The 12,974-nt window shown below is 73.0% G+C and carries 16 protein-coding genes; 6 read left to right on the top strand and 10 right to left on the bottom strand.

Annotated elements, in window-relative coordinates; all coding sequences use genetic code 11:
* Window positions 1-145: 145 nt before the first annotated feature.
* Window positions 146-937 (bottom strand): dienelactone hydrolase family protein, encoded by a 792-nt coding sequence (locus tag AB0A74_RS16030; protein ID WP_358250001.1) that lies wholly within the window; start codon window positions 935-937, stop codon window positions 146-148.
* A gap of 72 nt (window positions 938-1,009) precedes the next feature.
* On the opposite strand from AB0A74_RS16030, the gene AB0A74_RS16025 reads away from it, so the two are divergent.
* Complete coding sequence (locus AB0A74_RS16025) at window positions 1,010-1,921, top strand: helix-turn-helix domain-containing protein (protein WP_358249999.1); 912 nt, start codon at window positions 1,010-1,012, stop codon at window positions 1,919-1,921.
* Here the strand turns inward: AB0A74_RS16025 and AB0A74_RS16020 are convergent.
* The 3 genes from AB0A74_RS16020 to zapE (AB0A74_RS16010) form a co-directional block, all read right to left on the bottom strand.
* Entirely contained in the window at window positions 1,876-2,781 is a 906-nt protein-coding gene (locus tag AB0A74_RS16020; RefSeq protein ID WP_358249997.1) for a GNAT family N-acetyltransferase, read from the bottom strand. The two genes, AB0A74_RS16025 and AB0A74_RS16020, sit on opposite strands and share 46 nt — an antisense overlap.
* Before the next feature lie 100 nt (window positions 2,782-2,881).
* Complete coding sequence (gene zapE / locus AB0A74_RS16015) at window positions 2,882-3,418, bottom strand: AFG1/ZapE family ATPase (RefSeq protein ID WP_358249995.1); 537 nt, start codon at window positions 3,416-3,418, stop codon at window positions 2,882-2,884.
* Window positions 3,355-3,711, bottom strand: a complete 357-nt coding sequence (gene zapE / locus AB0A74_RS16010) for an AFG1/ZapE family ATPase (RefSeq protein ID WP_358249993.1) — start codon at window positions 3,709-3,711, stop codon at window positions 3,355-3,357. Before zapE (AB0A74_RS16010) ends, zapE (AB0A74_RS16015) begins: the two co-directional genes overlap by 64 nt.
* A 20-nt stretch (window positions 3,712-3,731) precedes the next feature.
* Here zapE (AB0A74_RS16010) and AB0A74_RS16005 point away from each other — a divergent pair, with 20 nt between their 5' ends.
* The 5 genes from AB0A74_RS16005 to AB0A74_RS15985 all read left to right on the top strand — a co-directional run bounded on the left by AB0A74_RS16005 (window position 3,732) and on the right by AB0A74_RS15985 (window position 6,577).
* Entirely contained in the window at window positions 3,732-4,175 is a 444-nt protein-coding gene (locus AB0A74_RS16005) for a helix-turn-helix domain-containing protein (RefSeq protein WP_358249991.1), read from the top strand.
* Window positions 4,168-4,536, top strand: coding sequence for a DUF4180 domain-containing protein (locus AB0A74_RS16000; protein WP_358249989.1), 369 nt, complete (start codon window positions 4,168-4,170; stop codon window positions 4,534-4,536). Before AB0A74_RS16005 ends, AB0A74_RS16000 begins: the two co-directional genes overlap by 8 nt.
* 9 nt (window positions 4,537-4,545) lie before the next feature.
* Window positions 4,546-4,869 (top strand): metalloregulator ArsR/SmtB family transcription factor, encoded by a 324-nt coding sequence (locus AB0A74_RS15995; protein ID WP_358249987.1) that lies wholly within the window; start codon window positions 4,546-4,548, stop codon window positions 4,867-4,869.
* 94 nt (window positions 4,870-4,963) lie between these two features.
* Window positions 4,964-5,806, top strand: coding sequence for a TIGR03620 family F420-dependent LLM class oxidoreductase (locus AB0A74_RS15990; protein WP_358250005.1), 843 nt, complete (start codon window positions 4,964-4,966; stop codon window positions 5,804-5,806).
* Between the two features lie 33 nt (window positions 5,807-5,839).
* Window positions 5,840-6,577 carry a polysaccharide deacetylase family protein gene (locus tag AB0A74_RS15985; RefSeq protein ID WP_358249985.1) on the top strand — a complete coding sequence of 246 codons (738 nt, stop codon included), beginning with the start codon at window positions 5,840-5,842 and terminating at the stop codon, window positions 6,575-6,577.
* A 481-nt stretch (window positions 6,578-7,058) separates the two neighbouring features.
* On the opposite strand, the gene AB0A74_RS15980 is transcribed toward AB0A74_RS15985, so the two are convergent.
* From AB0A74_RS15980 to AB0A74_RS15955, 6 genes are read right to left on the bottom strand one after another with little or no spacing between them, the layout of a single operon-like run.
* A complete protein-coding gene (locus AB0A74_RS15980; protein ID WP_358249983.1) occupies window positions 7,059-7,655 on the bottom strand; it encodes a phosphoribosylanthranilate isomerase in 597 nt (198 codons plus the stop codon).
* 24 nt (window positions 7,656-7,679) lie between these two features.
* On the bottom strand, window positions 7,680-8,561 hold the full coding sequence (locus AB0A74_RS15975; protein WP_358249981.1) for an NAD-dependent epimerase/dehydratase family protein: 882 nt from the start codon (window positions 8,559-8,561) through the stop codon (window positions 7,680-7,682).
* A complete protein-coding gene (locus AB0A74_RS15970; RefSeq protein ID WP_358249979.1) occupies window positions 8,561-10,060 on the bottom strand; it encodes a class I adenylate-forming enzyme family protein in 1,500 nt (499 codons plus the stop codon). Before AB0A74_RS15970 ends, AB0A74_RS15975 begins: the two co-directional genes overlap by 1 nt.
* On the bottom strand, window positions 10,053-11,186 hold the full coding sequence (locus AB0A74_RS15965; protein ID WP_358249977.1) for a cytochrome P450: 1,134 nt from the start codon (window positions 11,184-11,186) through the stop codon (window positions 10,053-10,055). Before AB0A74_RS15965 ends, AB0A74_RS15970 begins: the two co-directional genes overlap by 8 nt.
* Window positions 11,183-11,932: a glycosyltransferase family A protein gene (locus tag AB0A74_RS15960; RefSeq protein WP_358249975.1), complete on the bottom strand. Its 750-nt coding sequence runs from the start codon at window positions 11,930-11,932 to the stop codon at window positions 11,183-11,185. Before AB0A74_RS15960 ends, AB0A74_RS15965 begins: the two co-directional genes overlap by 4 nt.
* A complete protein-coding gene (locus tag AB0A74_RS15955; RefSeq protein WP_358249974.1) occupies window positions 11,929-12,924 on the bottom strand; it encodes a ketoacyl-ACP synthase III in 996 nt (331 codons plus the stop codon). Before AB0A74_RS15955 ends, AB0A74_RS15960 begins: the two co-directional genes overlap by 4 nt.
* Between the last annotated feature and the right edge of the window lie 50 nt (window positions 12,925-12,974).

The following is a 12,974-nucleotide window of genomic DNA, read 5'->3' as shown; positions in this document are numbered from 1 at the left end:
CCAAAAAACTTTCGCTCGTTCCTCGCGAAACTTTTTCAGGCCGACCCCGGCGATCTGTGGTTGGGCTGCGCCCAGGCCGTACGGGGGACGAACCGAGGCCCTTCCTGTGGCTGATAGCCCTTCGAAAAGCGTGCGTGCGGTCGGGCTACGGGGTCAGTCGGTGGTGGAAGAAGGTGAGGATTTCGTCGCGTGCTGTCGCGGTGGGGTGGCCTTCGCGGTCTACCAGGTGAACTGTGACGACGCTGTGGGGGTAGGGGACGTGGGTTGCGAAGAACGGGGGGACGTCCGGGTTCGGGTCGTCCGGTAGTTCGTGTCCCCTGAAGCGGTCGCCCAGGGCTTCCCGGTACGCGGCGAAGCGTTGGGCCGTGCAGATTCGGTCGCCCTTGAAGCGGTAGGCCAGGACGGTCAGGTCGTCGTAGTCGAGTCTTGCTTTCACCGCGCGCAGGTCGTCGGGGGAGATCTCCAGGGCGGCTGGGTTGTCCAGTGGCAGCGAGGGTTGTGCCAGGACGGGGGCCAGTACGGCGGGTTCCAGCATCATGGTCAGGGCGAAGTTGCCGGTGAAGCACATGCCGATCGCGCCGACGCCCGGGCCGCCGCACTCGGTGTGCGCCTCCCGCGCCAAGGCCATGAGCCAGTGGGTGACCGGGCTCGACCTGCCTCCGCCCAGCGCTCGGAACTCCGCGCTCAGGCACGCCCCCCGCACCACCGCCGCGCCCTCGTCGGCCGAGGGCACCGCGCCGTCCCGGCCGAACAGCGACGGCATGAACACGGTGAAGCCGGCGTCGCGCACCCACCGGGCGAAGCGGGCCACGTGCGGGCTGATGCCGGGCATCTCGGACATGACGATCACGGCCGGGCCCTTGCCGGCGACGTGCACGGTCTTGGTGACGCCGTTGAGCGTGGTCCGGCGGTGGGTGAAGTCGTCGAGGGTGTCCACGACGGTGATCTTCGGCGGTGCACACTGGTGTCGGGAGTGGCGGAATCGACAACGATCGGGGATTTCTCGCCGATGACGTCCGTGCGGGTGTTGGCGCTGGAAGGGGCGATGGCCACGAGCGTGGCGGTCACGTTCGACGTGCTGGAGACGGCGAACCGGGTCAAGGGGCGTCCGGTGTTCCGGGTGACCGAGGACGCCGCGGACGTGGTGGTCGTGCCGGGGTTGGGGTTGACCAGCGGGGCCGAGGTGCGGGCGTTCCTGGGGCGGCCGGAGGTGGGGGCCGCCGGTGCGGTGCTCGTGGACGCGGTCGCTCGGGGGGCTGAGGTGGCCACGTCGTGCTCGGGGGTGTTCCTGTCGGCGGCGGTGGGGTTGCTGGACGGGCGGCGGGCGACGACGTCGTGGTGGTTGGCTCCGCTGTTCCGGCGACTGCACCCGGGCGTGGAGCTGGACGCGGAGGCGTTGGTGGTCCGGGACGGGCCGGTGACCACGGCCGGCGCGGCGATGGCGCACCTGGACCTGATGCTGACGCTGGTGGCCCGCCACGGCGGGGCGGAGCTGGCCGACCGGTGTGCCCGGTACCTGCTCGCGGACGTGCGGGCCAGCCAGTCCGCCTACATGGCCCTGGGGTTCCTGACCGCCGCCGACCCGGACGTGGCGGCGGCCGAGCGGTGGGCGCGGGCCCGGTTGGCCGACGACGTGTCGGTGGCGGACGTGGCGGCGGCGGTCGGGATGTCCGCCCGGACCTTCGCCCGGCGGGTGGAGCGGGCCACCGGCCTGTCGCCGGTGCGCTTCCTGCAACGCCTCCGCGTGGAGACCGCCGTGGACCTGCTCACGACGACCCGCCTGCCGGTGGAGGACATCGCCCGCCGCGTCGGCTACGCGGACCCGACCACCCTGCGCCGGGTCCTGCGTCGGGAGACCGGGCGCGGCCCCCGGGATCACCGGGGCGGCGAGAGCACCAGCCGGCGGGCGAAGTTGGTGTAGCCCAGGCGTTCGAAGGAGCCCGCCATCGGCTGGTTGGTCAGGTCGGTGTCGGCCCGGATGACCTCCGCGCCCGTCTCCTCCGCCAGGAACCGGGTGATCTCGGCCAGGATGTCGTCGACGTACCCGTGGCCGCGGTGCTCGGGCAGCACGCCCAGGTAGCCCACCGTGGCGAAACCGGTGTTGCGCGACGGCACGCCGAAGGCCACCGGCTCGCCCGACGCCGTCTCCGCCACCCGCCACCACGCCCGGTCGCCCAGCATGAAGTCGCGGTAGAACTCGACGTCCGACCGCGCCTGCGCCTCGGCCCCGACCGCCCGCGCCTCCTTGCTCGACGCGGCGTCCAGCGACTGTTCCACCGCCCGGCGGAACAGGTCCACGAACACCTCGTCGTCCGGCTCGGCCCGGAACCGCAGGCGCGGGGACGGCGCGGGCACGCCCGCTTCGCGCGTCCACTCGTAGCGCAGCCGCTCGACCGGTTCGGTCAGGCCGGCCCGCTCGGCGGCCTCTCGGCGCCAGTGCAGGGCGGCGACCGCGTCGGGTCGGTCGCGCCAGTCCGCCGGCAGCAGCACGTGGTACTCCAGCGCCGATCCGAGGACCTCGTGCGCGGTGGACAGCAGTCGCGCGGCCACTCCCGCCCGGTCGTCGCCGTGGGCGTGGAGGGTGTCCAGGGCCTCCGGTTTGGTCTGGCCCCACCAGACGGCGACGGCGTGCACGTCACCCGCGTCCTCGGCGATCCACGTCCACTCGTGGCGGTACTCGCCGGTGCCCAGGCGGTGGCGGAAGGCGTCGGCGTCGCTCCACGCGCCGACCTCGCCGGGGACCAGCAGCGGCAGGACGCGGTCGAGGTCGGTGTCGGTCATGGGGCGGAAGATCACGGTGTCTCCAGGTCGCGCGGCAGCGCGGTGTCGGTGAGGTGGCGACGGGCACCGCTCGTGCCGGCGGGCGCGGGTGGGGCCGACCCTAGATCGAGACGCCGTCGAGGCGGAACCGGTTTTCCCACCCGGGGCGCTGGAGCAAGGCAAGGCGGCTGGCCGTGCGCGCCCGGTCCAGCGCCCGCGCGTCACCGGTGAGCAGGTCCGCCTCGCCGACCAGCACCAGCCGGACGTCCCGGTCCACCAGCACGTCCACCACGTTGGCGAACCGCTGCCGCGCCGCCCGCGCCCGGACCTCGCGCCCGTTCACCGCCAGCACCACCGATCCCGACGGCCGCGCCAGACCCAGGGCCGCCAGCTGCGCGTCGGTCCCCGGCGAGCACCACACCCCGGTCTCGAACACCGAGCGCGGCGCGCCGACGGGCGTGCGCCGGTAGTCCCGCGGCCCGGCCACCTCCACCACGTCCATGCTCGCCTCGACCAACGCGATCCCGGGCAGGAAGCGGTCGTGGTGGAGCGGGTTGGGCAGCAGGCCCGACGGCGGGTAGTTCGACGTCACCATCAGCACCACGCCCCGCGCCCGCAGCGACTCCAGCAGGCGCAGCACGAGCATCGCGTCGCCCACGTCGTGCAGGTGGAACTCGTCGAAGTGCAGCTGCGGGTGTGCAGCTCGCGGAAGAACTCGTGGAAGTGCACGCGGCGCTTGCGGCGCAGCGGGAGCAGGTCGAAGAACGTGTCCGCGAGCCAGCTCTTGCCCCGCCCGACCGGGCCCCACAGGTACACCCCGCGCGGCCGGCCGCCGACCAGCGCCGTCAGCTCCGCGCCCAGCTCGGCCAGCCGCGCGCACCTGTCGTCTATAGCAGCGCGCCACTCCGAAAGCCGGTGAACTTGATCACTGCCTTCCCTATTCTTCCCCATGCGAGCTATGTTGAGGAACGATGAGTGACGATATGTACTCGGTCGAGCAGGTCGCGGAGCGGCTCGGCCTGCACGTCCGGACGGTGCGCGGCTACATCCGCACCGGTCGGCTCAAGGCGGTCCGGATCGGCAAGCAGTACCGGATCGCCCGCGCCGACCTCGCCGCCCTGCTCGGCCGCCCCGAGCCGCCGCGCCCCGCGGTGGAGGTGTCCACGGTGGTCGAGGTGGCCGGTGTGGGCAGGGCCGGGGCCGACCGGTTGAGCACGCTGGTCCTGGCCGGGGTCGGCTCCGCGCCCGACCCCGCGCACCCGTTGCGCGTGCAGACCCTGTTCGACGAGGAGAGGAACCGGATGAAGATCGTCGTGTTCGGCGGCCCCGCCGCCACCGCCGACCTGCTCAGGCTGCTCGCCGCCGTGCTCGACGGCGACAACGGCCTGGTCGCCGGGGAGGTCGAGGGTGGCTGACGTGGTGCGCGAGCGGGTCGGCGTGCAGGTCCTGGAGTGCGACCCGGACGGGCCGCCGATCGAGACCGAGCAGGACGCCCTGGACATCATCGGCGCGGTGTTCCTCGGCGCGCGGGTGGCCGCCGTGCCCGCGCACCGGTTGGGGGAGCGGTTCTTCACGCTCAGCACCCGGTTCGCGGGCGAGGTCATGCAGAAGTTCGTGAACTACCGGATGCTGCTCGCGGTCGTCGGCGACATCTCCGAGCACCTGGTGGCCAGTTCGGCGCTGCGGGCGCTGGTGGCGGAGTCCAACGAGGGGGACCACGTGTGGTTCGTGCCCAGCCTCGACGCGCTGGACGAGCGGTTGCGCGCCGGTCGGTAGCCTGGGGGCGTGGCGGATGAGGTCCCGGCGGAGGTGGTGCAGGCGCTGCGGGCGCTGTCCAACCCGTTGCGCCTGCAGCTGCTGAGCTGGCTGCGCGACCCGGAACGCAACTTCGACCTGACCGGCGCGCTGGTCGATCCGCACGAGGCGGGGGTGTGCGTGAGCCACATCCAGGCCAAGGTGGGGCTCGCGCAGTCCACGGTGTCGGCGTACATGGCCGAACTCCAGCGCGCGGGCCTGGTGCGTGCCACGCGGGTGGGCAAGTGGACCCACTACAAGCGTGACGAACAACGTATCGCCGAGCTGATCGCCCTGCTCGGCAAGGTTCTCTGACCTTCCACAGTGGACTCCGCCGGTACGGGCTTGACCGTCAAATCGTAAATCCGCGATACTTCGATCTGACGGAAGGGGGAGCCCGATGGGCGACATGGGCCTCGGCACGTTCGGGGTGTGGACGTTCGACTTCGAGAGCCGGTCGGCGGCGGTCGTGCGCGACTCGGTGCAGGAGCTGGAAGACCTGGGCTGGCGGGCGGTGTGGGTGCCCGAGGTCGGCGGGCGGGAGGCGTTCTCGCTGGCCGGCTACCTGCTGGCGGCGACCCGGCGGATGGCCGTGGTCAACGGGATCGCGCAGATCTGGTCCCGGGACGCGGTGGCGACCAGGGGCGCGAGCCTGCTGTTGGCCGACGCCTACCCGGGCCGGCACGTCCTGGGCCTGGGCTTCGGCGGCAAGCCGCGTCCGGGCGTCAAGCCGCTCGCGGCCATGGCGGAGTACCTCGACGCGCTCGACCCGGCGGACGGCGTGCGACGCATCCTGGCCGCGTACGGGCCGAAGATGCTGGAACTGTCTCGTGACCGCACGCACGGCGCGCACACGTACCACGTGAACGTGGCCCACACGGCACAAGCACGTGAGGTGCTGGGTCCGGACGCGTTCCTCGGTGTGGAGCACGCGGTCCTGTTCGAGACCGACCCCGAGCGAGCACGAGCGGTGGCGCGCGAACACCTGGTGCCCTACCTGGCGACGCCGTACAACCTGGCCAAGTTCCGGCGGTTGGGCTACACCGAGGACGACGTCACGGGCGGCGGCAGCGATCGCCTGGTCGACGACCTGGTGTTCTGGGGCGACCTGGACACCGTGGTGGACAAGCTGCGCGCGCACGTGGAGGCCGGCGCGGACCACGTTGGCGTACAGGTGATCGGCGTCCCGCCGGGGGAGACGGCGATGCCACACTGGCGCACCCTGGCCAAGGCACTGCTGCCGACCGCGTGATCGTCGCTCGGCGGGATGCGCCAGGATGGCCCGATGGGGATCTTGCGGCGCCGCTTGGTGATCATCGCTGTGGCGGTCGTGGTACTGCTGCCGTTGGGCGGCGTGGGCGTGATGGCGCTGGCCAGTTCGCGCGGCTACCAACTCTTCGGCGGCCTCACCGACCGCGTGCGGACGACGGAGAAGGTGGTGGCCCTGACCTTCGACGACGGCCCGCACCCGGCCGGCACCCGACCGCTGCTGGACGCGTTGGCGCGCGAAGACGTCCGTGCGACGTTCTACGTCACCGGCCGCGAGCTGTCGGAACACCCGGACCTGGGGCGGGCGATCGTCGAAGCGGGTCACGAACTGGGCAACCACTCGTACCACCACGAGCGGATGGTGTTCGTGACCCCGAGCTTCGTGGCGCGGGAAGTGGAACGCACCGACGACCGCATCCGCGCCGCGGGCTACACCGGGGAGATCACCTTCCGCCCGCCGAACGGCAAGAAACTGCTGGCCCTGCCGCACTACCTGGATGAACACGGCCGCAAGACGATCATGTGGGACGTGGAGCCGGACTCCAGCGAGGAGGCGGCCAAGCGAAGCACGGACGAAATCGTCCGGGCGACCCTGGCCGAGACCCGCCCGGGCTCGATCGTGCTCCTGCACGGGATGTACCCGGGTCGCGACAGGACCCGTGCAGCGGTGGAACCCATCATCGACGGCCTACGCGAACGCGGCTACCGCTTCACCACAGTGTCAGAACTCCTCACCCTCGGCCCAGACGACTGAGGGCCCACCAAGCGGGCAGTCCACCGGAGATGGCACAAGCAAGAAGCCCCCGCTTTGGCAGTTGTGTCATCTTCGGTGGCTCGCCCGCCGGCGAGGCTCTTTTGATCTTTGAACTTGCGCTGTCGCTAATCAAATCCACGCTTCGCGGGTCTGAACGCAACGCGCTCCGCGCTAACTAAGAATGAACGCGCTTCGCGCTTGAGAGCGCTTCGCGCACGCGCGAAGCGCTCCAAAGCTTAAAAGCGGCCGGGAGGCCTCCAGTGGGGGGAAGGGCCTGCGTGTTCCCCACCGCATGACCTGGCGGAGCCAACCACAGATTGCCGGGGTCGGTCGAAAAACTTTGCTCGTTCCTCGCAAACTTTTTGGCCCGACCCCGGCAATCTGTGGTAGCCCTTCGGGCAGGTCATACGGTGGGGAACACGAAGGCCCCTTGTGGCTGGGAGCCCGAACCAAAAGCACGCCGCTGCGCGGCGTAAGGCGGTTAGGCGCGGGCGGCGGTTACGAAGGCTCGCATCAGGCCGTGGTCTTTGACTCCTCGGCTGGATTCCACGCCGCTGGACACGTCCACGCCCCAGGGCTTGGCCTGCGCTACCGCCTCGCCGACGTTTCGCGCGTCCAGGCCGCCCGCCAGCAGCCACCGGCCGTCCGGGCGCGCGCCCTCCAGCGCCGCGAGGTCCCAACGGTGGCCGGAGCCGGCGTCGGGGGAGTCCAGCAGCAGCATGTCCTCGCCGAAGGCGCCCACGCGCACGTCCGTTTCGGCGTTCAGGCTCACCGCCCGGATCAGCGGCACCCCCAGAGCCGCGACCTCGTCGAACGCCGAACGCGGGTAGGCCCCGTGCAGTTGCACCGCCCCCACCCCGGTCAACGCCGCCAGCCGCGCCACCTCCGCCGCCTCGACGCCCCGGAACACGCCCACCGACAGCACCCCGGGCGGCACCTCGCGCACCAGTGCCGAGGCGGTTTCCGGGTCGATCCGGCGGGGGCTGGCGGTGAGGACGAAACCGACCGCGTCCGCACCGGCCTCGACAGCGGTGGCCACGTCGGACGCTGTCCGCAGGCCGCACAACTTCACGTACACGGCCCGAACGCTATCCCACCGGCCTCACCAGCCCGCCGCGCCCTTGAAGGAGGTCTCGGCGGGCGTGTACCCGAGGCGGGTGCGGGCGGCGGTCGTGTCCAGGGTGCGTTCGTGGGCCAGGTGGCTGATCGCGTACCTGGTCAGGCGCGGTGGGGTCGAGGCGCGGGCCAGTCGCCACGCCGTCTCCGCCACCGCCGCCAACGGCCACGCCACCGGCAGCGGGATGTGTCGGATGCGTACGTCCAGACCGCGTTCAGCCAGCAGGGTTTGCAAGGCCTCTTCCAGCACCACGGGTTCGGCGTCGGCCACGTTGTAGACGCCCGGTTCGCCTGTGCAGGCCAGCAGGGTCGCCTGCGCCAGGTTGTCGATCGACGTCAGCGACTGCCGTGCCCGCCCGTCCCCGACCACGAACAGCGTCCGCCCCCGGATGGCGCTCAGCACGCGCGGCAACAGCGTCGGGTCTCCCGGGCCGTACACGGCGTGCGGCCGGAGGACGACCGTGTTCGGGCGGCCCAGGACCAGTCGTTCGGCCTCGGCTTTGGTCGCGCCGTAAGGGGTCGGGTACCGCGTCACCGGCGCGGCCGACTCGACGGCGTTGACGTTCGGCGTGAACGGGTCGTACACGCTCGCCGACGACATGTGCACGAACCGCGCTCCGGGGAACGACGCCAGCACGTGCCGGGTGCCGTCCACGTTCACCCGTCGGATGCGCGAGGCCGACCCCCAGTCGGTCACCGCCGCCGCCGAGTGCACCACGGCATCGACCTCCGGCGGGTCGGGCAGGGGACCGGCGGCGATGTCCCAGTCCCGCGAGCCGTAGGCGTGCACCTGCCAGCCCCGCGCCTCGGCGGCCCGCCGGACCGCCCCGCCGACGAACCCGGTCGCGCCGGTGACCACGAGCCGCATCAGCGGGCCAGCTTCGCGCGCAACGCGGACCGGTCGAGCTTGCGGGTCCGGCCGGTGACCGGCAGTTCGGGCAGCACGGTGATCTCGTCGGGCAGCGCGGCGGTGTCGATGAGCCGCGGCAGCGCGGCCCGCACGCGGTCGGCCAGGTCGGGGGCGGCGTCCGGGCCGGGCACCAGGGCCAGCACGATCCGCTCGTCGCCGATCTCGTCCGGCACGCCGACCAGCACCGCCGCCGCGACCCCGGGCAGGCCGGCGATGACCGGCTCGTGCAGGCCGGGGTACACGTTGACGCCGCCGCGCAGGATCATGTCCTTCTTCCGGCCGGTGAGCACGAGCCGGTCGCCGTCCAGGCGCGCGAGGTCGCCGGTGGCGTGCTCGGTCAGCGGCGGTTCGCCCAGGTAGCCGCGGCACAGGTTCGGGCCGGACACCAGCAGTTCGCCGTCGTCGGCGATCCGCGCCCGCACGCCGGGCAGCGGCCGGCCCAGCAGGTCGCCGCCGTGCGCGATCTTCTCCTCGCCGGTGGCGATGGCGACCGGCAGGATCTCCGTCATCCCGTACACGGCCAGGAACTCCACGTCCGGCAGCGCGCGCCGGGCCCGTTCGAGCAGCGGCGGCAGGACGGGCGCGGACCCGAGCAGCACCTGGCGCAGCGAGCGCGGCAGCGCCACCCCGCTGTCCAGGACGGCGGCGAGGTCGGTCGGGACGAGGAAGGTGTGCGTGGCCCCGTCGAGGCCGGCGGCGAGGGCGGTCGGGTCGGCGGCGGGCGCGAAGCCGTGCGGCGGCAGGGACCAGTGCGCGCCGGCGACCAGCGCGGGCAGGCCGAGCATCATCTGGTCGGTGTGCACGCGGGTGTCCGGGCCCAGCGCGCACCGGGTGGCCAGGGCGTCCAGGGCGGCGGCCAGCGAACCGCGCGTGTGCACGACGGCTTTCGGCGCGGCCGTGGTGCCGGAGGTGAACACGACGACCGCGTCCTGGTCCGGGTCGGCCTCCGGGAACGGCGCGTCGGCGACCGGTTTCGCCAAGGCCTTCATGGACACCGCGCCGAGCGGCACGCCGGGCAGCCACGGCCCGGACCTGATGTGCCGCACCGGCAGCGCGGAGTAGTCCGGCAGCAGCAGGCCGCGCCGGCGGGCCAGCGCCCGCAGCGGGCCCGGCGCGCTCGCCGCGTACAGCACGGACTCCGCCGCCGCCCAGCCCGCCGCGGCGAGCCCGGTGCGTCGGGCGAACAGCTCCGGGCCGACGCCGGGGTCCACGAACACGACCGTGCCGCCGGCCGCGACCGTCCCCAGCGCCAGCACGATGGCGTCCGGGCCGGGTCGGACGGAGAACAACATCCGCGTGCCGGGCGTGAAACCCCTGTCCCGCAACCGTCGCGCGGTGCTCAACACCCGGGCCGACAGCTCGGCGTGGGTCACCGTCCGGCCGCGGGCGTCGGTCAACGCGGGCCGCGGGCCGTGCTCGCGACCGGCGCGCACCACCTCCACCAGCAGGTCAGCCACGCCGCACCACCAGCCTCTCGTAGCACGGGATCAGCACCCGCCGCGCCGCGCGACGGTCCACCACGGACAGCGGCGCGCAGTCCAGCACGGCGTCCAGCACGGCCCGGATCTCCGCGTGCGCCAACGGCATCCCGAGGCAGAAGTGCGGGCCCGCGCCGAACCACAGCTGCCGCACGTCCGGCGGGTGCGGCCGGTCCGGGTCGAACGACCCGAGCGCGCGGGCGGCCGAGATGGTCGCGATCACGACCCGGTCCCCGGCGCGGACCCGCACCCCGCCCACCTCGGTGTCGGCGGCGACGCTGCGCAGCATGACCGGCGACGGCACGGTCACCCGCAACCCCTCCGCGATCACGTCGTCGGTCCGCGCGCGGTCCCGCGCGAGCCGGTCCAGCCACCCGGAGTCGTGCAGCAGGGCGACCAGGCGCGGGAGGTAGGACACCAGGGTTTCGGTGCCGGTGAGGACGAACGCCGCCACCGCGCCCAGCGCCTCCTCCTCGGTGAGCCCGAGTTGCCGCATCCGGCCGGGCACGGTGGCCGGGTCGCCGTCCGCGTAGGCCCGCGCGGCGGGCCGGGTGAGCGTGCCGAGCGCCTGCCGGCCGTGCCGCACCTGCGCCGGGGTCAGCGAGGGCCGGCCCAGCCGGATCATCGACGTGATGGCGGTGCCCGCCGCGTGCGCCGCGACCGCCTCGCCCGGCTCCAGCCCGACCAGCTCGCAGATGACCGCGCCCACCAGCCGCCGCACGACCCGGACGAGGTCCACCGGCCCGGCGGCGAGGTCGTCGCGCAGGCGCCGCACCGGCTCGTCGGCCACGCGGGCGCACAGGTCGGCGACGCTGCGCGGCGTGAACAGGCCGGACAGCTTGCGGCGCAGCTCGGCGTGGGCCGCGCCCTCCATGTTCAGCAGCACGGTCGGGCCGACCACGGGCGTCCACAGGTCGGCGGGCGAGCCGGGACCGGTCTTGGTGAAGTGCGCCGGGTCGTTGAGGACCCGCTTGGCGATCCCGGCGTCGCTGACCACCACGCCGACGCGGGGCACGCGGACCACCGGCGCGATCCGGCCGAGGCCGCGCACCAACGGGTAGGCCAGCGGGTGCGCGGCGAGCTGGAGCCTGCGTTCCCAGTTCACCGGATGTCCACGACGTCCGGGCGGTAGCGGTGGTCGGCGTACCAGGCGAGGGTCTTGCGCAGCCCCCACGCCTGCGCCCTCCGCGACGAGCCGTGCACCACGACGTCCCGGCGCGGCCCGTACGCGCGGGTGTGCAGGCGCACGGCGTTGACCAGGGCGCGGTCCTCGTGCAGGTCCTCGATCCTGGACCGGGGGAACCCGCCGGCCAGCGCGTACAGCTCGGCGGTGATCGCCATGTTGCAGCCCGCGGTCATCACGTACGGGCCGCGGTAGCGCGGGTCCCGGTTGCCGGGCCGGATCTTGCCGAACAGCGACGCGACCTCCACGGCGGCGACCAGCACCCACCGCTGGAGCGCCGGCAGACCTTCGTCCTCGCGCGGCAGGAGCCGTCCGGACACCAGGCGCAGGCCGTCGTCGAACGCGGCCTTGATCCGGGCGGTCCAGTCCGGGGCGGGCAGGCAATCGGCGTCGGTGCGGGCCAGCCACCGCGCACCCTGTCCGATCGCGTGCCGCATCCCGGTGTCGGCGGCGGCTCCCGTGCCCTTCTCCGGCTCGTGGACGATCTCCAGCCGCAGCTCGGGGTGCTCCTCGGCGAACCGCCGCACGACGTCCACAGTGGAGTCGGTGGAGCCGTTGTCGACCACCACGAGCGTGAAGTCCGCGTCCTGTTGCCCGGCCAACGCTTCCAGCGTCGCCGTGATCCCGCGCTCCTCGTTGTACGCGGGCACGACCACCCACAGGCTCACAGCCGCACCACCACCAGACCGAGGCTGACCCCGCCCGCCAAGCCGACCAGCGCGACCAGGTCACCGGGTCCGCAGCGGCCCATCCGCTGGGCGGTGACCAGTTGCAGCGGCAGGCTCGCCGACGCCACGTTGCCGTGCTCGGGCAGGGTGATCACGAGCTTGTCCTTGGGCACGCCGACCCGGTCGGCGAACACGTCCAGGTAGGGCAACGACACCTGGTGCACGCCGACCACGGCGAAGTCGCCCCAGGTCAGGCCGAGCCGGTCCAGGGTGCTGTCCAGGACGCCGCCGCCCAGCCCGAGGAACGCGTTCTTCAACCGCGCGCCGTCGAGGTCGAAGTAGGTGCGCTCGGGGTCGCGCGGGTGCCGCGACCCGCCGCCGGGCAGCGTGCCGACGTCCCACTGCGTCGAGTCGGCGGTGAAACCGCACCCGACGATCCCGGTCTCGCCGTCGGTCAGCAGCACCGCCGCGCCCGCGTCGGACAGGGTGTAGCCCGGGAACGCCCGCAGGAACTCCCGCAGCCCGCCGACCTCCCACCGCACGGCCCGCGACGGTGACTCACCGCTCGCGATCAACACCGTGCGGTAACGGCCGGTGCTGATCAGCGCGTCGGCGACCTCCATCGCGTTCAGCACGCTGTTGCAGGCGTTCTTGACGTCCATCACCGGGCAGCGCAGCTCCAGCTTCGCCGCCACGATGTGCGCGGTGGCGGGCTCGACCATGTCCTGGCTGGCCGACGCGAACAGCAGCAGGTCCACGTCCCCCGGCTCGGTCCCGGTGTCGGCCAACAACTTCCGCGCCGCCGCGACCGCGAGGTCCGACGCCTGCTCGTCGTCGCCCATCACGTGCCGCGACCCGATCCCCGTCAACCGCCGGATCAACCCGGCGGGCGGGGTGAACGGCCCCACGCGCCGCTCGACCTCGTCCGTGCTCACCTGCCGCTCGGGCAGGTGCACCGCTACACCGGCCAACCGTGTCCCCAACTCCGGCACCTCCTCGCTGCACGCTATCCGCGGGTGCCGTCGGGCGACCTCGGTAGAAC

The sequence above is a fragment of the Saccharothrix sp. NPDC042600 genome, assembly GCF_040647305.1.
In the GTDB taxonomy this organism is placed as follows: Bacteria; Actinomycetota; Actinomycetes; order Mycobacteriales; family Pseudonocardiaceae; genus Actinosynnema; species Actinosynnema mutabilis.
This window is presented reverse-complemented; position numbering and strand designations above follow the sequence as displayed.

Excerpts from the sequence above, each read along its gene's own strand:
- AB0A74_RS16025 (WP_358249999.1), top strand. The coding sequence starts at position 1,010 with ATGACGTCCGTGCGGGTGTTGGCGCTGGAAGGGGCGATGGCCACGAGC.
- AB0A74_RS16005 (WP_358249991.1), top strand. The coding sequence starts at position 3,732 with ATGAGTGACGATATGTACTCGGTCGAGCAGGTCGCGGAGCGGCTCGGC.
- AB0A74_RS16020 (WP_358249997.1), bottom strand. The coding sequence starts at position 2,781 with ATGACCGACACCGACCTCGACCGCGTCCTGCCGCTGCTGGTCCCCGGC.
- AB0A74_RS15990 (WP_358250005.1), top strand. The coding sequence starts at position 4,964 with ATGGGCCTCGGCACGTTCGGGGTGTGGACGTTCGACTTCGAGAGCCGG.
- zapE (WP_358249993.1), bottom strand. The coding sequence starts at position 3,711 with ATGGGGAAGAATAGGGAAGGCAGTGATCAAGTTCACCGGCTTTCGGAG.
- AB0A74_RS15985 (WP_358249985.1), top strand. The coding sequence starts at position 5,840 with ATGGGGATCTTGCGGCGCCGCTTGGTGATCATCGCTGTGGCGGTCGTG.
- AB0A74_RS15975 (WP_358249981.1), bottom strand. The coding sequence starts at position 8,561 with ATGCGGCTCGTGGTCACCGGCGCGACCGGGTTCGTCGGCGGGGCGGTC.